Annotated in this window: 20 protein-coding genes; 12 read left to right on the forward strand and 8 right to left on the reverse strand. The window is 45.9% G+C overall.

The annotated features are described in order from the left end of the window. Positions 1-22: 22 nt before the first annotated feature. A complete protein-coding gene (locus tag OXB_RS08765; RefSeq protein WP_041073533.1) occupies positions 23-1,510 on the forward strand; it encodes an Eco57I restriction-modification methylase domain-containing protein in 1,488 nt (495 codons plus the stop codon). Beyond that, positions 1,510-2,457: a BsuBI/PstI family type II restriction endonuclease gene (locus OXB_RS08770; protein ID WP_052483939.1), complete on the forward strand. Its 948-nt coding sequence runs from the start codon at positions 1,510-1,512 to the stop codon at positions 2,455-2,457. The genes OXB_RS08765 and OXB_RS08770 overlap by 1 nt, the downstream gene beginning before the upstream one ends. Before the next feature lie 333 nt (positions 2,458-2,790). Here OXB_RS08770 and OXB_RS08775 read toward each other — a convergent pair whose 3' ends face one another. Genes OXB_RS08775 through OXB_RS08800 form a run of 6 tightly spaced genes read right to left on the reverse strand, consistent with a single transcriptional unit; the run spans position 2,791 to position 8,480 of the window. Further along, a complete protein-coding gene (locus tag OXB_RS08775; RefSeq protein ID WP_041073535.1) occupies positions 2,791-4,089 on the reverse strand; it encodes a TRAP transporter large permease in 1,299 nt (432 codons plus the stop codon). A gap of 37 nt (positions 4,090-4,126) precedes the next feature. Further along, on the reverse strand, positions 4,127-4,624 hold the full coding sequence (locus OXB_RS08780) for a TRAP transporter small permease (protein WP_041073537.1): 498 nt from the start codon (positions 4,622-4,624) through the stop codon (positions 4,127-4,129). A 14-nt stretch (positions 4,625-4,638) separates the two neighbouring features. Further along, positions 4,639-5,745 (reverse strand): C4-dicarboxylate TRAP transporter substrate-binding protein, encoded by a 1,107-nt coding sequence (locus OXB_RS08785; RefSeq protein ID WP_041073539.1) that lies wholly within the window; start codon positions 5,743-5,745, stop codon positions 4,639-4,641. A gap of 12 nt (positions 5,746-5,757) precedes the next feature. Next, a complete protein-coding gene (locus tag OXB_RS08790) occupies positions 5,758-6,810 on the reverse strand; it encodes a fumarylacetoacetate hydrolase family protein (protein ID WP_197539998.1) in 1,053 nt (350 codons plus the stop codon). 43 nt (positions 6,811-6,853) lie between these two features. Next, positions 6,854-7,636 carry a cyclase family protein gene (locus OXB_RS08795; protein ID WP_041073543.1) on the reverse strand — a complete coding sequence of 261 codons (783 nt, stop codon included), beginning with the start codon at positions 7,634-7,636 and terminating at the stop codon, positions 6,854-6,856. Between the two features lie 37 nt (positions 7,637-7,673). Continuing rightward, positions 7,674-8,480, reverse strand: coding sequence for a TrmB family transcriptional regulator (locus OXB_RS08800; RefSeq protein ID WP_041073545.1), 807 nt, complete (start codon positions 8,478-8,480; stop codon positions 7,674-7,676). A 980-nt stretch (positions 8,481-9,460) separates the two neighbouring features. Between OXB_RS08800 and OXB_RS08810 the strand changes: the two genes are divergently transcribed. The 8 genes from OXB_RS08810 to OXB_RS08845 all read left to right on the forward strand — a co-directional run bounded on the left by OXB_RS08810 (position 9,461) and on the right by OXB_RS08845 (position 21,477). Next, positions 9,461-9,766, forward strand: coding sequence for a hypothetical protein (locus tag OXB_RS08810; RefSeq protein ID WP_052483943.1), 306 nt, complete (start codon positions 9,461-9,463; stop codon positions 9,764-9,766). 286 nt (positions 9,767-10,052) lie between these two features. Next, on the forward strand, positions 10,053-11,171 hold the full coding sequence (locus OXB_RS08815; RefSeq protein WP_041073549.1) for a DNA sulfur modification protein DndB: 1,119 nt from the start codon (positions 10,053-10,055) through the stop codon (positions 11,169-11,171). Next, entirely contained in the window at positions 11,146-12,189 is a 1,044-nt protein-coding gene (locus OXB_RS08820) for a DNA sulfur modification protein DndB (RefSeq protein WP_041073550.1), read from the forward strand. The genes OXB_RS08815 and OXB_RS08820 overlap by 26 nt, the downstream gene beginning before the upstream one ends. Positions 12,190-12,347: 158 nt before the next feature. Beyond that, the gene (locus OXB_RS17945) at positions 12,348-12,908 is read left to right on the forward strand and encodes a competence protein ComK (RefSeq protein WP_052483944.1); all 561 of its coding nucleotides are present in this window, start codon (positions 12,348-12,350) and stop codon (positions 12,906-12,908) included. A gap of 393 nt (positions 12,909-13,301) precedes the next feature. Continuing rightward, entirely contained in the window at positions 13,302-14,798 is a 1,497-nt protein-coding gene (locus OXB_RS08830) for a TIGR02677 family protein (protein ID WP_041073552.1), read from the forward strand. Between the two features lie 2 nt (positions 14,799-14,800). Beyond that, complete coding sequence (locus OXB_RS08835) at positions 14,801-15,967, forward strand: TIGR02678 family protein (protein WP_041073554.1); 1,167 nt, start codon at positions 14,801-14,803, stop codon at positions 15,965-15,967. After that, positions 15,960-20,126 (forward strand): TIGR02680 family protein, encoded by a 4,167-nt coding sequence (locus OXB_RS08840; protein WP_041073556.1) that lies wholly within the window; start codon positions 15,960-15,962, stop codon positions 20,124-20,126. Before OXB_RS08835 ends, OXB_RS08840 begins: the two co-directional genes overlap by 8 nt. A 22-nt stretch (positions 20,127-20,148) precedes the next feature. After that, positions 20,149-21,477, forward strand: coding sequence for a TIGR02679 family protein (locus OXB_RS08845; protein ID WP_041073558.1), 1,329 nt, complete (start codon positions 20,149-20,151; stop codon positions 21,475-21,477). On the opposite strand, the gene OXB_RS08850 is transcribed toward OXB_RS08845, so the two are convergent. Next, positions 21,426-23,231 carry an IS1182 family transposase gene (locus tag OXB_RS08850; protein WP_144399673.1) on the reverse strand — a complete coding sequence of 602 codons (1,806 nt, stop codon included), beginning with the start codon at positions 23,229-23,231 and terminating at the stop codon, positions 21,426-21,428. The genes OXB_RS08845 and OXB_RS08850 overlap by 52 nt on opposite strands. A 482-nt stretch (positions 23,232-23,713) precedes the next feature. Here OXB_RS08850 and OXB_RS08860 point away from each other — a divergent pair, with 482 nt between their 5' ends. After that, positions 23,714-24,064: a hypothetical protein gene (locus OXB_RS08860; protein WP_041073563.1), complete on the forward strand. Its 351-nt coding sequence runs from the start codon at positions 23,714-23,716 to the stop codon at positions 24,062-24,064. An 80-nt stretch (positions 24,065-24,144) separates the two neighbouring features. Here the strand turns inward: OXB_RS08860 and OXB_RS08865 are convergent, their stop codons facing one another. Beyond that, entirely contained in the window at positions 24,145-24,582 is a 438-nt protein-coding gene (locus tag OXB_RS08865) for a GatB/YqeY domain-containing protein (RefSeq protein WP_041073564.1), read from the reverse strand. Positions 24,583-24,756: 174 nt separating this feature from the next. Between OXB_RS08865 and OXB_RS08870 the strand changes: the two genes are divergently transcribed. Beyond that, the gene (locus tag OXB_RS08870) at positions 24,757-25,119 is read left to right on the forward strand and encodes a hypothetical protein (RefSeq protein ID WP_052483947.1); all 363 of its coding nucleotides are present in this window, start codon (positions 24,757-24,759) and stop codon (positions 25,117-25,119) included. Positions 25,120-25,611 lie beyond the last annotated feature (492 nt).

A 25,611-nucleotide genomic window follows, 5' to 3' on the forward strand; every position in this document is an offset into this window, starting at 1 on the left:
ATAAGAAAGGTGGCCGCATCCCATGACTTCAGCAATCGAGCTGCTTGACGAGGAACGATTAAAGCTAAATAAAATATTGGTCAATAAATCTTTGTACAGTCAATACCTCACCCCCCTTTCCGTTGCCCGTTTTATGGCTTTTCTCTTTGATCCTGTGAGTTTGCGTAATCCTTCCATTTTGGATGCCGGGGCGGGAATCGGAACGTTGACGGCCTCTCTGTTGGAGAGAATCACTTCCGAAGCGCTAACCGACGCCGCATCCTGTACGGCAATTGAAATCGATCCGTTGCTTGGGGAGCGTATTGCGAAAACGGTTGCTCGCTTTAAAGATGAAATGACGGTTGATTTACACTTGATCCCTCAAGATTTCATCGAATGGGGAACCTCACAAGTGGACGAGCAGAACAGCTTGTTTGATGATCATGGGAAGCGGTTTTCACATATCATCCTGAATCCGCCATATAAGAAGATGAACAGCGCTTCGCATCATCGAAAATTGCTGAGCGGTGTCGGGATTGAAACAGTCAATCTTTACACGGCGTTTATGGCTCTTGCAATCAAATTGTTGGATGAGCGGGGGCAACTTGTTGCCATTGTGCCACGGAGTTTTTGCAATGGACCTTACTACAAACCTTTCCGGGAGCTTTTATTGAGTGAGACGGCTATCCGACAAATCCATCTTTTCACTGCGCGGGACAAAGCATTTCAGGATGATTCCGTGTTGCAGGAGAATGTCATTCTTCATTTGGAGCGCGGAGTCGAACAGGGAGAGGTCAAAATTTCCACTTCCACCGACGACAAGTTCTCGGATTATGACGAAAAGTTGTATCCTATTGATCGGGTCGTCAAGCCGGGAGATGTTGAGAAATTTATTTATATACCTATTAACCAGGATGCCAAAGAGAAGTCCTGCTATGCGAAGCTTACATACAGGCTCCAAGATCTGGGCATTTCTGTATCTACGGGACCGGTTGTCGGCTTCCGGGTGAAAGAACATTTACGGATGGAGCCCGAAGAAGGAACCGTTCCCCTTTTATATCCAGTTCATATTGAACGGGAAGGAATCCGTTGGCCAAAAGTGTCGAAGAAAGCGAATGCGATTGTCTACAATCAGGAGACGGAGAAGTGGCTTTATCCGAATGGTAGTTATGTCATGATTCGACGATTTTCATCTAAAGAGGAGAAGCGCCGGATCTTTTCCGCTGTTACCCACCCGGAGATGTTTACGGACGATCAGATTGGGTTTGAGAATGGCGTGAACGTGCTACATAAAGACAAGCAGGGGATGCCGTTGCGATTGGCATATGGACTGCATGTCTATATGAACTCGTCTCTGTTCGACAATTATTTCAGATCGTTTAATGGACATACGCAAGTGAACGCAACTGATTTGCGGTCCATGTATTTTCCATCCGAGGAAATTCTGAATGACTTGGGATCTTGGTATGTATCCCATGAATTGCCTGACCAGAATGCGATTGATGAAAAGGTGATGGAGGTCTTGTCCTGATGGAGATGATTCATCCGAATATAAGCCAAGGTATCGAGATTCTAAGGGCGCTCGGTATGCCGAAGGAGCAGCAGAATGACCGATCTGCCCTTTGTTTATTGGCCTTATTAAATATTGGTCCGGACCAGACGTGGCAGGATGCGGAACAGGTTTTGATTGGGATTACGCCAATCATGGAATTCAGTAAAGAAAACTATGGGCGAAGTTATGCGCCGAATAGCCGGGAGACATTTCGGCGATTTTCCATGCATCAGTTTGTCGATGCGGGGATTGCTCTGTATAATCCGGATGATCCGCTTAGACCGGTGAATAGCCCCAAGGCAGTTTACCAGATAGAAGAGGAGACGTTGGAAACGATAAAGGCGTTCAATACGGAACAGTGGGATACGGCATTGGAGAAATTTCTCGGCAATCGCGAGACGTTAATAGGGAAGAATGCCAAAACACGCAAAAGGAATCTGGTTCCTATCCAAATTGCCCCTGGACAGGAGATAGCCATTTCGCCTGGAGAGCATAGTGAATTGATCAAAGCGATTATTGAAGAGTTCGCTCCTCAATTCGTGCCGGGAGGAGTGTTGGCTTATGCAGGTGATACAGGGGACAAGCTAGGCTATATTGACGAGGCTTTGCTACTGCACTTGGGAATAGAAATCGATTGGCATGGCAAAATGCCGGACGTCGTCATTTTTTATCCGGAAAAACATTGGCTGGTCCTCATTGAATCCGTAACTAGTCATGGACCGATTGATGGGAAACGGTATCGAGAGTTGGAAAAACTATTTGAAAGTTCTTCAGCGGGGCTAGTCTATCTGACGGCTTTCCCAAGCAGGCAATTGTTTTCGAGGTATGCTCCAGTAATCGCCTGGGAGACGGAAGTCTGGGTGGCGGAAGATCCGACGCACCTAATCCATTTCAATGGGGAGCGGTTTTTGGGGCCTTATAAATAAAAAGCAGGAAGAGCGAAGAAAAAACATGTTCATCAACCAAGACGATGAATGAAGTAATCGACGCTTATTTTCGTTACTCGGCTAAAATATGTATCCAAATCCTGAATCCATGATTTAGTCATTGCCGGAAAAATCACCAATCTAACCAATTATCAGATCATCTTGTAAACCTCTAAAGTGATGATGACGCAGGCCAATCAAGTTACAAGCGGAATACTACAACTGCTTGTTATTGCTATGGAAGGGGACCCGAGACCAGCCCCCTTCTACCTTTCTCTCAGCTCCTTTTTATCTCCTTTTCCAGGAATGAATGTTCCCATTTTAGACATCTCCCTACATCAAGCCAGGTAGAAACAAGATCAGTTTCGGGAACGCGAGGAATATGACTAAGATGAATAAATCGGCAATGATAAAAGGTATGGAACCTTTGATGATATCCCCGTATTCGCTCCCTTTCACTACCCCTTGAATCATGAAAATACTGATTCCGAATGGCGGGGTGACTAGCGAAATCTCGGCTAGGAAAACGACAATGACACCAAACCAAATCGGGTCAAAGCCTAATTGAATAATGGCTGGCAGGATGATCGGTATCGTTAAAAACATAGCAGAGATCATATCGATAAACATTCCTAGGAATAGATACATTAAGCAGACGAAGACCATAATCGTCATAGGGCTTACATTAAGACCGGTGAGAAATTCAGAAACAAATGCTGGAATTTGTGTGATTCCTAAAAAATAACCAAATAAAAACGAAGAAATGACGATAAAGAATACGGTTGCGGACGTTTTGATTGTTTCTATAATAGAAGAGGTAAAGCCGCTCCATTTCAATTTTTTGGTCACGATTGTAATGACGAAGGCAATAGCTGCTCCGACCGCCCCAGCTTCCGTTGGGGTAAAGACTCCAAGATATAAACCGATCATGATGGATCCGATGAGTATGGCAATTCCCCAAATCCCTTTTAACGAATGGACTTTTTCTTTCATGCTGTATTTTTGCGTTTTTGGGGCCCAATCCGGATTTTTCTTTAGTACTACATAAATCGTGACGATATAGCCAAGGGTGATGATGATTCCCGGAATGATCCCCGCAATTAACAGTTTTCCAACCGGTTGTTCTGCCAAGATCGCATAAATAATCATCAACATACTCGGAGGAATCATTTGGGCAAGGGGGCCAGCTGACGCGACGGCCCCGTATGCTAATTTTTTATTCACTCCGAGCCTTTCCATCTCGGGAATCGTTATCCTGGCCAATGTGGCGGTAGATGCTGGTCCAGATCCGTTTGCCGCCCCGAACGCGGCTCCGCCGATGATCGTTGCATATAAAATGCCGCCGGGGATATTGCCTAACCATTTATTAAACGAAGAAAACATATCCGTGGCAAGGTTTCCATAGTACACAAAGTAACCCATTAGTAAAAAAAGCGGGATGACTGTGAATGTATAGCTAGCAACAGTGGAATAGGGAACGAGCCCCATCAACTTCAATGTGGGATTCAATCCGCTGATGGACCAATAACCGAAAAAGCCGACAGCAGCCATTGATAATGCGACAGGTACTCGTAGTAACAACAACCCGATTAGCACGACTAATCCTACAAAGCCTATAACTAAAGCTGACAAATTTCATCACCACTTTATTTGGGATTTTCTTCATCAATTAAACTGTGGCTTTTCTAAATTGATTCACGATATCTAGTAGAAATCGAAATGCAATCAACACCATTGAAAAAGCTACAATGAATCTTCCCGGCCAAATCGGGACGGGGAGGATTCCGATAGTATGCTCACCAACTTTGAAAGAGTCGACAAATGAATTGATTCCTTGCCAAGCGAAAATGAGAGTAATAAAAAATCCAAGCAAGAATATCAATATGTTGGTGATCTTTTGAATGGACGGTGGAAATTTCTTTGCTACAAAATCAATAGCGATATGTTCTTTTTCGTTTTGGACGTAGGAAATGCCTAATAAGCAAACGCCAACCATCAGCTGGGAAGAGATTTCAAAAACGCCGGGAATGCTATAGTTGGCAAGTTTCCGTAAAATGACCTCCATCGTTATGAGGGCCATCATGATCATAATTAAAAAACCAGCCAAATAGACGCTTACTATCTCAGTTTTCCGATGCAATTTATCAAAACTTCGAATGATCTTCATCCTATTCACAGCCCTTACTCTGGAATTCCGTTCGTTTGATATTCTTCATCGTACTTTTCAATCAGCTCAACGAATCTATTTAGTATTTCCTCAGCAGGCTTACCTTCTCGTTCCGGGCCGTCTATCCACTTTTTCCAAACCGCTTCTTTTGCGATTTCCTGTAATTTTGCAACATCCTCATCGCTTGGCTCATTTATGGTGACGCCTGCATCCAAATACTTTTGTAACGACGATTCTTCACCTTCGACTTGATAGATATTATGGAAATCGACAGCATTTTTTACAGCGGCTTCTTCAAATATCTTTTTCAAATCATCCGGTAACGCATCGAATTTATCTTTGTTCATACCCAATACGCCGCCTTGGCTTCCGAGGGGAAGTTTCCAAACACTTTTAGCCAACTCATGAATTCCGTAAGTCGCTGAAGATGTAAACCCGAGCATTGCAGAATCTACGGCGCCTCGTTCCATTGCTTCAAAACTCTCGGTGATTACAATTCCAACAGACACTGTATCCAACGCTTCAGCTAAAATACTTTGCGTACCGGCAGCAATCACCTTTTGTCCTTTGATATCGTCAAAGCTTTTAACATCTTTTGTGGATATATAATAATAGGATGGTAGAACAAAGTTTCCGACTACTTGAATTCCTTGGCTTTCATACTCCTCCTTAAGCTCGGGAAACTCATTGTATAAATCTTGCATAGCTCTAGTGCCCGTCCACTGATCAACCCATAAGGCAGGCAAGGATTCAATGGTCGCCAATGGATTGTTCGCAGGAGTATATCCAGGGACTATCAGGGCAATATCGGCAATGCCGGCACCGACAGCACTGGAGGTATCCGCAGCTTTCACCAAAGACTCACTGTAATACCGTTCAAACGTCACTCGTCCATCCGAATTTTTTTCGACTTCGTCTAGATAGGCATCAAAGCCCTGGGATAGTTTCGCTTCTTTAGGTGCTTGGATACTTGATTTGAATTTATAGGTTTTATTGTTATCCGTTTCTTTTGCGTCAGTAGCTGTTTCGGTTGCTTCGCTGACTGAATCCGAACCGCATGCTGTTAATAGTAAGGCGAAAACAAGGCCAATCGAAGCAACACTCGCTTTAAATCTCTTCATAGGAATCCCTCCTCATTGTTGGGTGACTACCTTATTTTTCAATACACCAAGATTACCGACTTCCAGCTCAATGACGTCTCCGTTTTTCAAAAACTTCCCTAACTCCAATCCACATCCATTTCCCACAGTCCCTGAACCGAAAATATCTCCAGGAACCAATGTTTCACTTTGAGAGACATACGCGATAATTTCTTCAAAGGTACGAAACATGGTGTTTGTATTTCCTTTGCTCCAAATTTCACCATTCACTTTTGCTGTCATTTCCATGTTATAAGGATCTGGTACTTCATCAGCTGTTACGAGGTATGGCCCGATTGCCGTGCAAAAGTCTTTTCCTTTGGCAGGCCCTAGTTTTCCTTCCATCTCTCGTAATTGCATATCCCGCGCGCTAAAGTCGTTGTAAATGAAATAACCCGCTATATGCTCTTTTGCCTGTTCCACGGGGATATCCTTACCTCTTTTGCCGATGATACAGGCAAATTCCAATTCATAATCCATCACTTCGGAGTAAGCCGGCCAATGGCAAGTCGCGTTAGGGCCGATCAAAGTCGAGGCAACGGATTTATAATAGACGGGGATGTCATACCAAACTTGCGGTACATCTGCTTTTAATGAGTTGCGGTAATGCTCTTCAAATGAGATGAAATCACGGATGGTCGGCGGGTTCGATATCGGTGCATGAATGTTAACTTCATCTTGGTGATAGGAAAGTTTTTCGTGGTTGAGGATGTCTTGGGATGATGTTGTTGCAAATTGTAATGCTTCCCTCGCTGCGTGCAAGGAAAGTTCGCCTCCTTCTAAAAACCTCTTCATATCATTGGGGAGGTAGAGGTCGGCAAATTGGTGTACGGCATTGATGTCGCATGTTTCCTTGACAAGAAGCAAAGAACGATAGCCAGCAGCCAAATCAATGATCTGATGATTATGCAATGAACCTAACCTAGGTACATGTGGAAAGCTTGAGTTCACTGTAAACATTACTAATCTCATGGATTGTGATTCTCCTTTGCAGTAATGGATTTTAAATAAAGCCCTTTCTAGCTCAGGCGGGGATTTGTAGTGCAAACTGCGAAACAACCACCAACTAGGGAGGGCTCAAACGATATTCTTAATCGATTATGGCGACTGGTCGTACCCAGCCTGCGCTTGCTTTTTCAATTGGGATTGGAAAGCAACAGATTTTAAATCCGTGCGGCGGCAGTTGGTCTAGATTTGCCATCTTTTCTATTTGACAATACTCTTTTTCCATTCCAACCCGGTGCGCTTCCCAAATGGCATCTTTGTCCTGGCTTTCTTCGAAATTACTTCGGATTTTTTCAAATGGGATGTCGAATCCCATCGCATCTGTCCCGATTACTTTAACGCCTTGGTCGATAATCCAATGGGTAGCCTCCGCGCTCATCCCCGGAAAATCAGTCCAATAATTTGCTTGCCCATACCGTTTATCTGCCCCGAACATTAAGCAAACGATGTCACCGGTTTGCAGTGCGTAATCGATTTTGGTAAGAGCTTCTTTTACATCCTCCACACTTACAGCTTCTCCATTTTGTTTATGGCGAAAATCAAGGACAACGCCATTCCCGAAAAACCATTCCAATGGAAGTTCTTCTACTGTTTTCGCCGGATTTCCGCCTGTGGTTGGATAATAGTGATACGGCGCATCCAAATGGGTTCCTGCATGTGTTGAGATTTCAAGGATTTCCGCTGCCCATCCCAATCCATCCGGCAAGTCTTCCTTTTGACAGTTGAAAATGTTCATCATTTGCTGGGCTCCAATTCCCTCATGATCTTGATACTCGATGGAGCAGGACAAGCTTCTTCTTAGTTCATCACTAGAGAATTCTCCCGGGTTCGGCTCTTTGATAACTATAGATAAGTCCACAAATTTCATTAGATATTTCCTCGCTTTCATAAGATGGTTAGCTGAATTAGAACATTTTTATTAAATCATTGAATTCTTCTCCATATTTCTCCAACAGCTGCTTTTCAAAGTCGTGGATAATCATATTTACATACATATCGTGCCGGATATAATTGGTTGTCGTATTGATCATGGCTTGATGATCGGAGACAACGGAATACCCATCATCAGTCGAAGAATTGAAGATAATGGCCTTCTTTTGGTCAATCACAATATTCATTTCGTTTTTATGGCGCTGGTTAAAAATATCAACGTCATAGTGAGGGATATTAGTCCACGGGATATCTAATGTACTCTCCCCAAATATGACACTTTTAATTTTGACTCCGTCCTTGTAGGCCTTACGCAGGGGCTTGATTATTTTTTCAATATCCACAGACCAGCCGCTCAAATAAATTTCAGAAGAGGAAAGGGCGATTTCGTTTGTAATAAGGTTCATGGAGGCATCGTACCCGTCAATGTGGAACAGTTCCGTCTCTCTTTTGCTATTGCTAGTTGAGAGGTTTTTAAGTCCTTTGCTCAAAAGAGTAAGGTTTTCGTTAAACGAATCCTCGAATAGTTTCAGTAGGTCTTGATAAGGCATTGGAATATAACTTTTACTATTTGATCTGTCACCTCCCGAAAATAAGTACACATATCCCTTGGCATGCAATTTCCTCAAAGTTTCATAAACTTTCGGCCCCGGCACTCCGGATGAAAGCGCTATCATATTTCCGTTGGCAGGACTGTGCTTTAGAAGGGATAGGTAAACCTTAGATTCATACTCGGTAAATCCATTTGCTTTCAGTGAGTCGATCGTTTTCTCTATGTTCAATTTCATCACCCTCACAAGATACTACTACTTGAGTAGTATTATTATTAATGGAATTTTGGATAAACCCGAAATAAATTTTTTTAGAAGTAGCTGTTACCTTGTTATATATGTTGAATTTATTATATTACCTATTAACTTAGTTGATTGGAGTGCAGATCGGCGACTCCAGCGAAGGCCGTCACGAAGAACGGCCTTTGTGCCAAAAAGCGTAGCGTTTGGCAACAAATCGAACCCTTCGCTGTTCGATTGGCTGAAGCCGTGCCCGCGGAAAGCGTCCGCTCGGAACGGAAATCAACGGTTAGAAGAAGTTATTTATTTCAACTTATATAGACAGTTAATTTTGGAATATGGAGGTGTTTGTATTTTTGTCGGAAGTGGCGTGGAAGAGGTTTTATAAAACGAAACAAGTGTTTGATTAGTGGGAATTTATAGTGCATGATAATAATATGAACAGAACAAATGTTTCTGTTTGAGGTGAATTAATAATTCATGGAAGGAGGGATTCAAGTGTATCGGTATGTGTTAAATCTAAACAGGCAAAGTAATGGAGATTATGAGGTCCATAAAGATGGTTGTTACTACTTTCCAGTAAATAACTTTGAAGAATTGGGAAATCACTATGGCTGTGAAAGCGCGGTAGAACAAGCAAAGGACAGACATCCATTCAAAAGCATTAACGGTTGTAAACATTGTGCTCCGACTTGCCACACTAGCTGATGAATTCATTTTAAAAATGACTAGACTGTATGATTGAATTCGATAGTGTCAATCTTGTACTTGGAACGGAATTTCAGTTAGGCTTGGGCATCTATTAGGGAGAGTCAGTCCGGTACCAACGATAAAAATATAGCTGACTCTCCCTATAAATTTCAGAAGAAATGACCTGTTAGTCATGCTATAATAAATAAAGTAAACCCGTTACCTGATGAACGTAGACATAGATATATTTGTATAAGCTTGAACGGAAAGGAGCGGAGAAAATGAGTTCATCACCTTATCAAGAAGAAATTGTCCAAGCAATCATGGAATTATCCGGTATGATTCAAAGTATGCGGACAGAATTCGGAGAAGGTATTGGCGATTTGAAAAAAGACGTTAGCGTTTTGAAAGAAGATGTTAGTGTTTTAAAGAAAGATGTTAGTGTTTTAAAGGAAGATGTGAACACTCTCAAAGAAGACATGAAGCAGATGGGCGAGAAAGTTGAAATGATTGATGCTAAGTTCGAAGTGTTGAACCGATCATTGCTAACGACCCAAGCCGAAGTTCACCGTTTGAAAAGAGCGTAATGCCCTGATTAGTTAACCCAAAAAGACAAGTCCAGCCGATTCTCCGGTTGCACTTGTCTTTTTCACTTTGTTCTCCTTTTCGTGCCTTTGCTTCTACTGGGATGGTTTAGTTTTCAAAATAGAAATCTTTTAAATATACATGAAGCTTCGAGACTTGTAAAGACTTAAGAGAAAAACAATCTCGTAACAATGAAAACATCTAAATTCCATTCAACCTGTCAAGAAAAGTTGGACTTTACAGAATAATGGATATACAATGGGTGAAAAGACAAGGGGAAATTAGCCTATGCCGAATAAAGGAGTATTGACAAAGTTCCGAGGAACACTGCATAGACAATTTGGAAAGCAGGTGTTATCCACGCAACTGCCGTTTGGAACATTGGAAGCTATTTTTGGCATCGACTATGATGTCCAACGACAGCTGGATGCAAGTAGGCGGGCGGAGATCCGGAAATTTATATTGGACTCTTTAGAGAAAGGGAAGCCATTTTATTTTGCTCCTTTCGTATTCTCGAGCCGGAAAAACATCCGAGTGGTGGAAGATGGTTTCGAGATTGAGCCTAGAGATAAAATTTATATTCTAGACGGGCAGCATCGAAATTCCGCGTTATCTTCCGCTATCAGTCACTTGAAAACAATGAAAGAAGCTGCAGAGGAAATTGGGGATTTTCTTGAAAGTCAAAAGGTGCAAAGCCATATAGACCAACTAGTGAATTATCCTGTCTCCATGCAAGTTTTCTTGGACTTGGATACGCGATCGGAACAGCAACTTTTTACAGACTACAATACTGAGAGGAAGGAGGCCCATCCCGGACTGCTGATGCAGTACGATCACCGGGACAAATATATTGAGCTAACCCGCAACGTCGCCTATCAATTGGCGGACACCCTCGATATTGAACATAAGCGATCGCGCTTGACTGCACAAAACTCGTCAGTCACTTCCTTGACGATCATGCGCCGCTGTCTGATCGCATTGTTCGAGGGGCTTCTTACTGTTAAAACGGGAGATCCATATCCAAGGTGCAAGCTGACCGAAATGCCAAAGGTGGCAAAGTACTTTTTCCAGTCCTGGAATGATTTGTTTCCGAAGCAGATGGCTAATCGGTCCACTTATGTCACTGGTCTGACAGGCATTCAAATCGCTTTGGCATATACAGCTTTTCTTACGATGCGGGAAAACAACATCACTTATTACAAGGCGATTGATATGCTTCGATTATTGAATCGGCGTTGCACCTGGAAGCATGACGATCCTTTATTTACACATATGTATCATTCTGAAGCGAAACAGTTGCGTCATCATTCCTCTACCACTGCCATTAAGCGGACGGCGCTGGAGTTTCTGTCGGTGATTGAGCAAGAAAGGGGTATGGAAAATGATTATTCATCCCGTCTTTTCTAAGAAGCAAACGATGATTACCTATCCGCTAGAAGAATTATTGCAAATGTTAAAGGAAGAACAAATGATATTGCGGGAAACGAACCAAGTCCAGGCAAGGGCGATCCGCAGATATATTTTCGATAATATTATGGATGAACAGGTTTATTTGCCTCCGATCGTCGCCTATGTGGAAGAAGGGGAATTGATAAAGGAGAGGCCGGTCCGTTTACATGTTATAGACGGTTCGCAACGAATGGAAGCGCTTTCCCAATTGCAAGCGATGATGGTCAAGTCCCTCAGCAGCGAAGACGATGGAGAACGTAAAAAAGGATTACATTTGAACTACATGTTAAAGAGTGTGGAAATATCCGTCCAAGTGTTTGAAGGAGTCTCACCGGCTGAAGCCGATCAAATGTACATCGACTTCAATACGAAAGGGAAAAAAGTCTCCTTGTCGAAAAGGATTGCTTACGATTCGCGAAATTCCATCAATCAGGCGACGAATCAAGTCTTACAAGCCAATGAGAACTTGCGGAACGCGGGTGTCGAGCAGGAGAAAATAGCTGTTGTTCGCCCGAAAAACAAAAATCTGCTTTCTCTATCACAGTTGCGACAATTGGTTGCATTGTTTCTTGATGGAAGCACTGTCAGCAGCAAATTGGCGCAAAATAGGGTTCTATCCAGAGAAAGAGAGGAAACGATTGATGTGATAAATTTCTGGTTTGAAGAGCTGTTCAAACTGCATCCCGTCGAATCGATCGGTGATTATGATGTATCCATATTTGCCAGTTTTCCTCTGCTTTATGCAGTTGCAAGCTATGCAATAGAAGGATCAGCGGAAATTGAAAAGACAGAACTAAAAACACATATAAAACGAAGAATGGAGAAATTACGTACAATCGATTGGTCGAGGGACAATCCGGCTTGGAGAGGATTCGACGGTTCAGAAAGGGGAAAAGAGAAATATTTTTATTTAAAAAATGATAAAAAAAATATAAAGGCTATCACGGATTGGCTTAGCCGTAAAGGAGGTGAGTGATGTGTGACTAATAGTGAATCAGAAATCCCCGGGTGTCATTAGTCTTGGCAGACACACCCGAGGATTCCAGCACCGGCGTATACCGGTACAATACCAGTATACGCCTTTTTCGTGGAAATTGTAAGGTTTAAAAACAAAGAGGAGGCGTAAGAAGAGAAATGGAATCTAATTTTATTATTAAGTGGGAGACAGTGATTTGTGTCCCGAATTATGATGCTCTTGGAAAACCTTGTTCAATCATTGTGGAGAATGGACGTCTTATTGAAGTGGATATGAAACCGAGTGACCTCATCAATGAAAACTTACTATACTACGGATCAAGTTTACAAGGAGCGACGGAAGGAGCCAGCCGAATCTTAGGAAACACTTATAGTAATCCGATTGCCATCAGCGAGAAGCAAAATATTTATTGGCTTCCGAGCAAGTCCCCGGCTAGTGATGATTGTGTTTGGTTTGCGTTGCATCATATCGTGAGACTCCGTGCATTTGGCAAAGCACAAACTGAGGTTCAACTGACAGGCGGGCATAAAATTGTGATCGACTCTAGCTTTTATACGTTGACCAAAAGAGAAATGCGTGCGTACACCTTGAAAGGGAAAATTGAGAGAAGATCTGAGAAGCCTGCTGAAATGGTTAGAGAGGAAAAGAGTTGCTATTATATCAGCAAGCCAAATGGAAAAGTGAATTATGAATTGAAAAAGCAGGACAAAGATTCATAGTAAAAGATTAAGAAAAACCGTTAAGCTTTTTGTAGTTAACGGTTTTTTTGTGTGCTCAGCGCGGAAAGGAGCTGAGCGAGGAAGTCGAAATGGTTGATGCCTGCTTAAGTGGAGCTGGACGCTCGACGAATACAGGAATAGTAGTCCCGAAGGAATGAAGAAACGGTTATTGGTAATTGGAGACGTCCGAGAAGCCGAGATGCTGCACGGAACAGTTTGTAAAGGACCTAGGTATGAAGGGAAGGGCACTGACGGGAGCGGTCATGTATTGTTATAGTTACTCACTTGGCGGAATCATCTTATGGCATACAAACAACCCGTTTTTCACCCATGCTCTCTGGCAAACCGAATTATCTTCAACTACAATGGAACGAAGAGTACGATAAGCGGGGGATGGTATTGGTGCAATCATTCAAGAAAGTGAAGGAAGCGAGTTATTTATCGGCTGAGAAGGCGTGGAGCTATCGGGCGATTTTACGGTATTTTTATGTGCAGCATGAGCGGATGAGGGATTTTCTGTTTCCGGAAGAAGTGCTGGCACATTTGCAGGGGCTACCGGAATTCCACCTGTACACGGAAGAGCAAGTGCAGCAGGATTTGGCTCAACTCGTGCAGTGGAATAACTTGGTGGCGCGTCAGGAGATGGGGCGGGCGCAGACGATTGAGGAGTTTAAGAAGAAGCGGTTCCGCTACCAATGCACTGCGTATACGGTGGAGTTTGAGCGGATGTTGTCGGATTTGGAGAAGGGTGGAAATGCGTTCGGCGGGTCGCTGGAGAAGAAGGAGTTCGAGCGGTTGTATGAGCGCTTGCAATTGATGGTCGGGATGGTCGGGAAAGGTGTGTTTACGAATGCGGACGAGTGTGCGCAGCTTTGGACCGATGTATTCACCTATTTCCGTTCGATCACGAAAAACACGTCCGATTATATTGCGTACATCAGCAGCGAGGAAGTGGAGGAGCGGATGCAGACGGACGCATTCCTTCTTTTTAAAGATCGGTTCACATCGTATTTGCGGGATTTCATCATCGGGCTGCAACAGACGGCGTTGAAGATCCAGACCGTGCTGGAGGAGCTGACGGTTGAGAAGTTGTTGCCGTTTTTCGAGCAGGTCATCGCGCATCAGGAGCAAGTGCCGCGTTTTGAGGACATTGCGCTGGATTCGCAAGCGATGCTTGTGGAGCACCAACAGAAGTGGATCAGCTTGCAAACATGGTTCCTTGGCAGTGTGCATGGAGAGAGTGAACTGGAGAGCTTGCGGAAGCGGACGAATGAACAGATCCGCCGTATCACGCGTGTTGTCCAGCGGCTCGGGGAACGGAATAATTATTTCCGCAGCCGTAAGAAAGACTATATGCATCTAGCGGAATGGTTTGATTCACTCGAATCCATGGAGGATGCACATAGATTGTCAAGTGCCGCGTTCGGTATATTCCATACGAAGCATCTCCATACCGACCATGTACCGACTGAGGATATCTACGCCGACGTGTGGGATGAAATGCCGGGCATACATGAAATCAAACCTCGCATCCGTCAATATAGGGAGAAGACCCGTCCGGGGGCAGTCGTCAGCCGAAAAGGAGAGCAGGCAGAATTGGTCGAAGCCTATTTAGCGGAACGCCGAGCGGAGCAGGAAGTCCTTTCCACCTACATAAGAGACGGTGAAATCCGGCTGGAGACGATTCCCCATATCGAACCCCATATGCGAAAACTGCTGCTCAACTGGGTGGCCAAGTCGATGACGCGAAAAGACCGGATCATAAAGACGGAACAAGGCTACACAGTGAGAGTGCTGTTGGACGAGTCGAAGCGGATTGAGTTGAAGTCGGAGGACGGGGTGTTGATAATGCCTGCCGCAGTATTCCAGTTTGTGGAAGGAGGTGAATGAGGATGAATGAGAATCGATTTGACGAGAAAGCGCAGTCGGCTTTGCGCTTGTTGTTTGAACGATTTTGGATCTTGCGGGCGGAGGACCCGGCCTCCTATCAGCTGATACGTGAACGGGAGAAGGTGCTGAAGCGCTATATCGATGACAAATTCGGGTATGACTTGATCATCCATCAACATTTCATCAAGCTGGAAAAGATTCCAGTTGAGCCGAAGAGTTGGATGGGTATTCAAGCATTCACAATGCCTCTCGATTATGCGATTTTTTGCTGTGCCCTTGCTTTTTCGGAAAATCGGGCAGTCGATGAACAGTTTCTTCTATCGGATTTATGCGGGGATATTAAAGAGCTGTATCCAGGGGGATTACCGCTTGATTGGACAAATTATAATCATCGGAAATCGCTTGTGCGGGTCGTTCGCCAACTGGAGATGTTGTCGCTGATCCGTGCAGTTGAAGGGGAAGTGGAACAGTTTGCACTCGACGTGGAGCAGGAAGTGTTGTATGAAGTGACGGTGTATGCACGTTATTTCATGCGTGCGTATCCGAAAGACATATTTGAGTTTACATCCATCGAAGAGATGCTTGCAAGCGAGGAAGAACGGCATACAGATGACTTGAGGCGGAAACGGGTGTATCGTAAATTGTTTTTATCCCCCGCAGTCTTTCGAGTAGGGGAGGAGGATTCCGATTTCGCGTATATCCGTAATTTCCGGAACCGCCTTCGTGATGATATTGAAACGCACTCCCATTTCCGTTTGGAGCTATTTAAAAATATGGGGCTTCTCATCATGGATGAGAAGAAACAGGAAATGACATTATTTCCGGACCAAAAAGCGATTTCCGACCTTGCGCTGCAGTTTTCGGCATTGCTCCGTAACCAGATGGATACGTATCCGGCGGACGCCTTTGGACGGATTCAAATATCGGCTTTTGCAATGGAGCATCTGGTTGAACAGCTGCAAGCGGAATACGGGACGGGCTGGAGCAGTCATTACCGGAAGAATTCCGTCAAGGCGACAACGGAGGAGCTGATCGACTTGTTGTTATCCTGGGAAATGATCGAAGTGGAACCTGAGACAAATGACTATCTGATCACCCCGCTTGCGGGTCGTCTTGCGGGCGTTTATCCGAGTGATTTTAAGCTGAAAGGGGAGGAAGTGGATGCGTGAACCAAATAAATGGAAGATGAACCGGGTCGGCCTATTCAACTTTTGGTATTACCATACGATGGAAGTATTCGATTTCGCGGATGGCAAGCTGTTATTGCGCGGTTCGAATGGATCGGGGAAATCGGTTACGATGCAAAGTCTGCTTCCTGTGTTGCTGGATGGCCGAAGATCGCCGGAACGGTTGGATCCATTCGGCTCAAGAGCGCGTAAGATGGAAGACTATTTGCTTGGTGAAAAAGAGGTGGGCGGCAGGGATGAACGCACCGGCTATCTGTTCATCGAGTACAAACGGACTGACACGGAACAATACATAACGACGGGGATCGGGTTGCAGGCGCGCCGGCAGAAGCAGATGAATTTTTGGGGGTTCGCCATTACGGACAACCGGCGGGTCGGCAAGGATTTCGATCTGTTTGAAATGGAGACGCAAGCCGGGAAGAAACAGCAGATACCTTTATCACGGGTCCAGCTTGAAAACCGGATCGGGGACGGCGGCGAGGTCGTCCGTTCGCAAAGCGACTATATGCATCTGGTCAATAAACTGCTATTCGGTTTTGAAACGGATGAAGCATTTGCGGATCTGATTCAGCTGTTGCTGCAGCTGCGGAGCCCAAAGCTTTCAAAAGATTTCAAGCCGACAGTCATTTATGAAATTTTGGAGAAGGCCTTGCCGCCGTTGACAGATGAAGATCTCCGCCATTTATCCGACACGATTGAACATATGGACGGCGTCAAGCAGCAGATCGAACAGCTGGAGCGGGAACGAGGGGCACTGAATAAGCTGATCAGACATTACGATGAATACAATACGTATAAACTCGCTGAAAAGGCGGAGGCCTACAAGAAGACGAAGCACCGTCTGACTAAGGCGGAAAAGGAGATTGCCAGTAAACAGCGCGAAGCCGAGGCATTGGCGGTTGAAGTGCAAGCGTTGGAATCACGGAATGTTCAGCTTCATCAATCGAAGAAAGTGGCGGAAGAGAAGCGCACGCGGCTCCAAGGCCACGGCGTATGGCAAATCGAGCGGGAAAAGGCGGACAAGCTTGAACAGCTTTCCAAGTACTCAAAGGACCGGCAGGCAAAATTGGACAAGCTGGAGAATAGGAAGCGCCAGGAACGAGCGGAAAAGGAACAGCTTGTGAAAACCGAAGAATCGTTGGATGAGACGGCGAAAACGATGGAACAGCAACTGGAGGATTTACAGGATCATGCTGAAAACGCGGTTTTTGGAGGGCATCCTGTCAATGAGCAAGACTTTCAACGCCTGCGGAAATCGGGCTATGATTTCGCGGTATGGCATGAGGAAGCGGAGCGGCATGACCTTTTTCTGAATGAAATCATTGAAAAACTGCGCGAACTTGAACAATTACGCAACGACCTGGCGGAACACGAAAAAAAGCAGGCAGATAAACAGTTGGAAATCGACAAATTGCGGATGGAAGCGGCAGACTGGCAAAACGTATTTGAAACAGACAAGCAGAATCAGTTGGATGCCATCCATGTTTGGGCAAAGCGGCATTCGTTCTTCGAAGTTGATGAAACGTTGCTTGGTCAAACGGCACGATTGCTTGATGATCTGTATGAGCCGTTTGAATACGGGATGATCCGCGAACCGTTTTGGAAATTGAACGAAAACTACCGGACTCGGCTTTATGAGAAAAAAGTAAGGGTGCAAAATAGCGCGGACCTGTTGAAGCAACGGATTGACGAAAAGGAAGCGGACTTAATGAACTGGGAGCAGCGTCAAGATCCGGAGCCCGTATTCCGCGATGAGGCGACAATAGAAGCGAGGTCCCTTTTAGCGAAGGAGGGGCGGCGTCATTCACCGTTTTTTGAAGCGGTCGAGTTCAGGGCGGACGTGCCGGAGCCGACCCGTAACCGCTTGGAAGCCGCACTGCTGGAATCCGGAATCCTGGATGCTTTGATTGTGGAAGAGGAAGGTCTGGACATCCATCACGATCGAATCATCGTGCCGGCCCCGAATTTGATGGCGCATACGCTCGCTGATTACCTGGTTCCCGACTGTGATGACTCGGTGCTGCCACAGTCGGTTGTCGATGATGTGCTGCGCAGCATCGTAGTAGGTGAGGATTTGAAGGGCGAAGGGTCGGGCTTTTCGATTGCGGAAGACGGTACGTATGTCATCGGACTTCTGCAGGGGCATGCGGCTCCTGTCGATGCTGTTCGTTTCATCGGTAGAACTGCACGTGAACGGTTCCGTCAACAGGAGATTGCACGATTGGCAGGAGAGATCGAGATGTTGCAGACGGAAGAACAGGAACTGGAACAGATGATCCAGGCACTGGATGACGATTTTCAGAAAGCGGAATCCGCTATGGAAGATTTTCCGACAGACCAGGATTTGTCTATGAGTTTCCAACAGATCCGGCAAAAGCGGTTCGAGATGAATGAATTGCAAAAAGTGCTGTTGCAAATGGATGAGGAGATCCGTAAGCGAAAACAGGCATTTCTGGAGTTGAAACGATCGGTCGATATGGAAACAAGGGGATTGGACCTTGAACAGACCCATCCCGCTTACACAGAAGCACAACTGGAAATGCGATTGTATAAACGAGTGCTTCAAAAGCTTGAATTGGCGCATAAGGACGAAGGGAATCTGGCATCCCGGTCGCAGCAGCTCAAGGAGCGGCTCGAAGAGATCATCTACGAGGTGGATGAACTTCAAGGGGAAATCAATACAATAGCAGGCAATATCGAGCAACTGACAAGTTCGCTGGCTGAAATTGAAACCCAGCTTAAGTCGCAAGGTGTGGAAGACGTCCGTCGTGAGATTGAAGCAGTCCGCGTTTTGTTGGAAGATGTGGAAAAGGAATTGGATCAAAACAAGGAACAGCTGCCTGTGAAACAAGTCCGCATGGAGACGCTGCATAAGCAGATTGTTATCCATAAACAGGAGGCCGGCTTTTTGTCACAGCTGGTTGCTGGCTGGAAAGCGGCATTTTTCAAGGAACGGGCGTATGGTTTTGTGGAAGGGCATGGGGTGGACGATTCATCACCGGAACAGCAGTTGGATGAGGTTGCGGAACAATATAGAACATTCCTGGAGCAAAAAGACCTTAGCAAGATTGAAGAGAATTTGACGAAGGCTTACAATGAGCAGTTTGCAAATTTACTGGAATATCGTATGCAGGATAGTAGCGACAGGCTGGATAGCTCGGATTGGGAAGCGGCGGACTGGACGGAATCGCAACAGATCGAATTCGCCAACTGGCAGCGGATGTCGACGCGCAGGCTTATTCAGTTGGATTTCCAGGGGAAGCGGGTCAGTCCTTATTTTATCCGTAATTCCGTGGATGCGGACTATGAACGTCAGTCCCATGCACTGGAGGAAGAAGATCGACGCTTATATGAAGAAATCTTGTTCGATTCGGTCGGCAATATGCTGCGTAGTCGGATTACGCGCGCACAAAATTGGGCGGAGAAGATGGATAAGCTCATGCGCGGTAATGATTCCAGCTCAGGTCTGTCGTTTTCAATCCAATGGAAACCGCGTTCTGCTGAGAACGAAACGGAACTTGATACAAACGAACTGGTCGATTTATTGCGGCGGGACCCTCGGTTGATGAAGGAAGCGGATCTCAATCGGATTATTGAACATTTCCGATCGAAAATTGACCGTGCAAAAGAAGAGGTCGACCTGCAAGGGGAAGGGAAGACCTTGCTGCAGGTCTTGAAGTCCGTCCTTGATTACCGTTATTGGTTCTCGTTCGTCTTGTTTTATAAGCGGGAGAGGGAGACCCGGAAAGAGTTGACAAACCATGCGTTTGATAAATTCAGCGGCGGGGAAAAGGCGATGGCGATGTACATCCCGTTATTTACCGCATGCTTCTCCCGTTATCAGGAAGCAGCGCCGACCGCACCGCATATTATCACACTCGACGAGGCGTTCGCAGGTGTCGATGAAAATAATATCAGCATGATGTTCGGGATTGTGGAGGAACTTGGCTTTGATTTCATCATGAATTCACAAGTGTTATGGGGCGATTATGAAACGATTTCGGCTTTATCAATCTGTGAATTGATACGACCGAAAAACGCGGATTTCGTGTCTGTGATGAGGTATCATTGGAACGGATTGAAACGGGTTGAAGTGACGTCAAAACCGTCAGAACCTGCAATGATCCCGGCTGATGACTAATGGATAAGATGGAGGGGCATCGATGCAGGACGCATTGGAGTTTTTTAGAAGTGAGCCGGCCTATGGAAAGTTATTTCAAGCATTCCGTAATAAGTATGAATCCCTCGGCAGGTTGGGCGGCAATATATCCACAGATTCGTTTTCGGAGGAAGAACTAGAACAGATTGCTCGTTTTTTTGGTATATCGACAACCCGATTACGACGGAAAGGGGCGGTTGCGCTACTGGATTTTGAAAGTCAGTTACGCATGACCCGATTCGGCATAATGGACTTGAAAGCGTTGTTGGATGCGTATTTTGGAGAAGAAATATTCTCGAAGCGTGAGCAGGAAATGGCTAGGCGGAATCGAATCCAAGATTTGTTGCAAACATTGCAAAGTGAATTACCGGCATTATCGTTCTGGTTCGGTTGCCTCCTTGCACAGTCAGCTGAGGCTAGATGGATCATACAAACTGCCGAGCGTGACGAAGCGTTGTTCCGTACCATGTCGAAACAGCTGCATAAGGCGATACTCGAATTGCCGAATAGTCCGGTGAGATTGCCCTTTTTTAGTCAACTTGTTACTGGAGATCCACATGCGATGGACCTGAACACAGAGTTTGGAAAACTTTTTCTGCATGCCTTGGCTGTTCTGCAAAGGATGAATGAGGATGGGACGGAAGGCGCGGACGGGAAGCTTACGACTCCGACTGCTACAGAAGAAGTGAATGAACTTCTTAACACATATAATATTTACCGCGATGATCTGTTGAACTTTGTCACGATTGCCAATTTTACGGCCCGAATGAAAACAGGGGAGACTTATCCGGTGTGGCAGTCTGCCGGTGAAGTTGGGGCTGTATTGAATTCACCGCTCAGGGAGATCATTGCATTATCGGATATTCGCCCCGCAACAGGCCAGCATGTCTGGATAGTTGAAAACTCGGGTGTTTGCTCTGCGTTGCTTGATTGGCAACCCCGTATGCCGATTATTTCAACGAACGGGCAATTTAAATTGGCCGCCTTGCTTATGATGGATCAGCTTGTTGAAGCGGGTTTTCAGCTCCATTACTCGGGGGATTTCGATCCGGAAGGACTTTCTATGGCACAGCGGTTGCTGGAACGTTTTCCGGGTTATGTGGACCTTTGGTGCATGGATGTCAACACATACAGGTTGAGCAAGCCATTGAAAAAATTGGAACCGGAACGGTTGTCAAAACTAAATGGCATCAACCACCCCTCGCTTATTGAACTTTCCGAAGCAATCAAGACGGAAGGAAAGGCAGGTTATCAGGAAGCGATTGTGGAAGGGATGCTGAGCTATATAGGGGATGTATTGGAAAAGGGGCTGTCTAAAAAGCCCCTAAAATGAAGCAGGCGGAGAAAAATGAGCCATTTTTCTCCGCCTGCTTTTTGCTGTTTTCTCTCTTTTTCTGAAAGCTGCTGGCGGATGGCCAGCACTTTCAGTAGATTGTGGACAATGGCCACAATCCCAAATTCCACGTGAACCTTGTCGAGGCCCCGCAAGTGGAATCTGCGGAACGACCGATTGCCCTTGATGTGGCCGAACACGCTTTCTACCTCGATTTTCCGTCGAGCGTAGATGCCTGCTTTGTCCTCACATTCAAGGGCTGTCTTCGCTTTTGCCTTCATTTCTTCATAGATCGGATTCCAATGCACTTGCCGGTTTCCTTTGGCCTTCGTACATTGCGGCTTCAACGGACAATCCGAGCAGTCCTCACATTCGTAGATCTTGAAGCTTTGTTGGAAGCCAGAAGCATTTTTCTTATTTTGGTATTTCTTAAAAGTCACTTTGCGTCCGTTCGGGCAGATGAACCGGTCATCCTGCTCCTCGTATTCCCAGTTTTTCACGTTCTTGTTGTCATTCTTATACTTGCGGGTCTGTTCCTTGACATAGGTCCCATAAGGGATCAGAAAATCGAAACGGGGTTCTTTTTCTTCCCCCACCGCGTACAGATAGTTCTCTTCGCTGCCGTACCCCGCGTCGGCGGTCACTGTCTTTGGCATCGGCAAAGAAGACGCGGCCAGCTTTTCCAGGTGTGGGATGAAGCAGCGCGTATCTGTTGGCCGTTGATGAATGGTATAAAACAGGACGAATTGATTTTCCGTTGCCATCTGTACATTATAGCCAGGCTTCAATTGCCCATTTTTCATATGATCCTCTTTCATTCGCATGAACGTGGCATCCGGATCCGTCTTGGAGAAGCTGTTGCGGTCTTCTCCAAATGTCTCGCGGTATAGTTTATACTTGTATAGACGTGGCACGAAGTCCGTCCGCAGTTGTTTCGCGGGCTTTCTACATGCGCTTCGTCGAGCGCGTAGCTCTTTGCGGATGGGGGTTTCCTTGGTCGCTTCGATTTCCCCAGTTAATTGTTCGGCCCTCTCGTCCAGCTGATTGGCCAAATCCTCCAGCTGTTCCGTTGTCGGTTCTTCGCCTGGCCACTCGCCCAGTTCCAAGCCCTCGGCTTGTGCCAGCTCATGAATGTGCCGCAGCGTCTCCTGTATCTTTATTTTCAATTTCTCTTCATAACGCAGGGTGGATTTTTTCCATACAAACGAATACTTATTGGCATTGGCTTCAATCTTCGTTCCATCCAGGAAGTAATTTTCCATCGTGATATACTCGTCCTCAATCAATTGAAGGATCATCGTCTCGAATAATTCGTCCATCATCGTTTTCATGCGGTTGCCCCGAAAATCATTGACTGTCCGGAAATCAGGTGACTGCATGGCGGTCAGCCACATGGCCGGGACACTTTCCCGGGCCAGCTTTTCAATTCCCCTGCACGAATACACTTTCTGCGAATAGCCGTACAAAATTAATTTCAGCATCATTTTGGGGTGGAATGGACTGCGTCCACCACCGGAATAATGCGCAAACAGCTGTGCATCGGGGATTGTTTCGATCATTTCATCAATGACACGGGCAATGTGCTGTTCCGGGATGAGATCTTGTAGGTCGAGGATGGCAAATCCTTGTTGGTTATTGTAAGGCTTGAATGTGGGAGACAATCGCCGTTTTGAAACGGAAGTTTCTTCAGCTACCTCTATGGGAAGTGTGAGTTGTGTGGTATAATTTTCGGTAGTAGTCTTCGGATTGCTCATAAAAATCGTCCTTTCTTTGATGGTGGTTTCGTCACTTCCATCTTACTAGATTGGGCGATTTTTTTGTATGGTGTTTTTTTGTTCCCGAATCATCCGAGTTGCTTGGAGTGGAAGGCGGCGACTCCTGCGGGATGTAGCGCGAATGGTGAGACCCCACAGGAGCGCAGCGACGAGGAGGCTCACCCGCGCCCCGCGGAAAGCGCCCGCCTGGAACGGAAAGCAACGGGTAATGGGATGAACCTCTGGATGGGCTCAATATAAGAAAGGAGCTGTCACAGAAATTCAGTTTTCACTGACTTTCTGGACAGCCCCTTTTCTATTTCACGTCTGTTCCTATTGACTTTATTTTCGGACTACTATATATTAGATGGGAACAAGTGTTCTTACGTTAATTATCAAGAAATGGAGGTGCCCCGCCTGTGAAGATGTTATAATGAATCATAATTGATCGTCCGGACAGAAAAATAGAAGGAGGAACGGGGATGAACCATGAGTTGAAAGATATGCTGCAATCGGTTGTCCAAGAAGCACTAGCCCCACTGAATGGTCGCTTTGACAAGCTGGAGTCACGTTTCGATAATCTTGAAACGCGCTTTGACAAGCTCGAAGCGAGAATTGATAATTTGGAAAACGAGATGAACACAAGATTTTCCGCAGTGGATGCAAAATTGGCTTCCATTTCGGAACAGGTCGCCAAAAATTCGGAGGATATTGCAGAGCTACGTGAACAGATGACTTCTTATCAAGGGTTACCGGAGAACGTCGAAATGCTGAACCAGAAAGTGAGTGCGCTTGAATTGGATGTTAAGGTGCTAAAGAAAGCAATCAGTTGAAACAGCTGGAGAGGGGGAAGACAAGGTCAAAAAAAGCCAAGCATAGCCTTTCGGACGGTCATGCTTGGCTTTTTTGCTCATCAGTTTTGCAAATACTCCTTCACCACCCGCGAAACGACCTTCCCTTCCGCACGTCCGCCGACTTCTTTCATGAGCAGCCCGACCGCTTGCCCCATAGGCATGTCTTTCGTGATGCCGAGTGATTGGATAAGGGCTTTTAATTCGTCCTCGGTCAGTTGTTTCGGCAAATATTGCTCAATGATGGAGATTTTCGCTTGTTCGATTTCGACAATGTCGTCCCGGCCTGCCTTTTGTGCTTCTTCCAACGATTGTTTTGTCTGTTTCAGCTCGCGTTGGACGATCTTGATCTCTTCTTCCTCCGTTAATTCGCGTTTCTGTCCGATTTCCTCATTCTGTAGGCCCGCCCGCAGCAGGTTAACGACGCCTTTCTTCGTCTGATCCTTCTCTTTCATCGCCGTTTTCATGTCGGCGAGCAGTCTTTCCTTCAGTGTAGCCATCGTCTGGTCCCCTCGTCTCTTTTTTTTATACTGGAACATTATACAAGATATTTTCGGTTTTATTCAGCAATAAACCTCATCTTATCTAGTTTAGCCTGTCCGATTTGGATTAAAACCATAGGAGGAATACATTCCGCCCAAGCCGAATAAGAACGGATAAGGAGGGATGAGATAATGACATCCATTGAACAGGGAAGCACGGAAGTGAAGCAAGGGCAGCTGATCGAAACGCCGGTGAAGACGATATTCAAGAAGTTTGCAGACCAGAAAGACGTATCCCTCGTCTATGGCGAACCAGTGGAACTGGGCTTGAAAAAGGTCGTTCCGGTTGCAAAAGTGAGGTACGCGGTCGGAGGCGGGGGCGACGGTTCGGGTGGTGAAGGAGGGGGAGGGGGCTTTAATATCACTCCCGTAGGCGTTTATGAAATCACCCCTGAAGACGTGAAATTCAAGTCGACACACGATTTGAAGATGATTGTGGCCATGACGGTATGTACTCTAGGGTTATTTTGGGCTTTGCGGATGTCGAAGAGATAGGCTCTTTTTGACAGGGATGAAAGCTGAAAATCTCGCCAATCAACTATCAGATTTGGCGAGATTTTTTATTTGCTCATCCTTGTTATTCCCGATGGACAAGGTGTCACAGTGGATTGACCTGAGGGGGTGCCAGTTTCCGGGGGTGTGCGAGTTTTGGTGCGGGGTGCCCCAGTTTCACCCCAGGGTGTACGAGTTCGCCCTGAGGGTGTGCAGGTTTCACCGGGGTGTGCGAGTTTTGGTGCGGGGTGCCCCAGTTTCCTCCCAGGGTGTACGAGTTCGCCCTGAGGGTGTGCCAGTTTCCCCAGGGTATGCGAGTTTTGGTGCGGGGTGCCCCAGTTTCCTCCCAAGGTGTACGAGTTCGCCCTGAGGGTGTGCCAGTTTCCTCGGGGTGTGCGAGTTTTAGGGCAGGGTGCCGCAGTTTCAACCCAGGGTGTACGAGTTCACCCTGAGGGTGTGCCAGTTTCCCCGGGGTGTGCGAGTTTTAGAGCAGGG

Source organism: Bacillus sp. OxB-1 (assembly GCF_000829195.1).
GTDB lineage: Bacteria > Bacillota > Bacilli > Bacillales_A > Planococcaceae > Sporosarcina.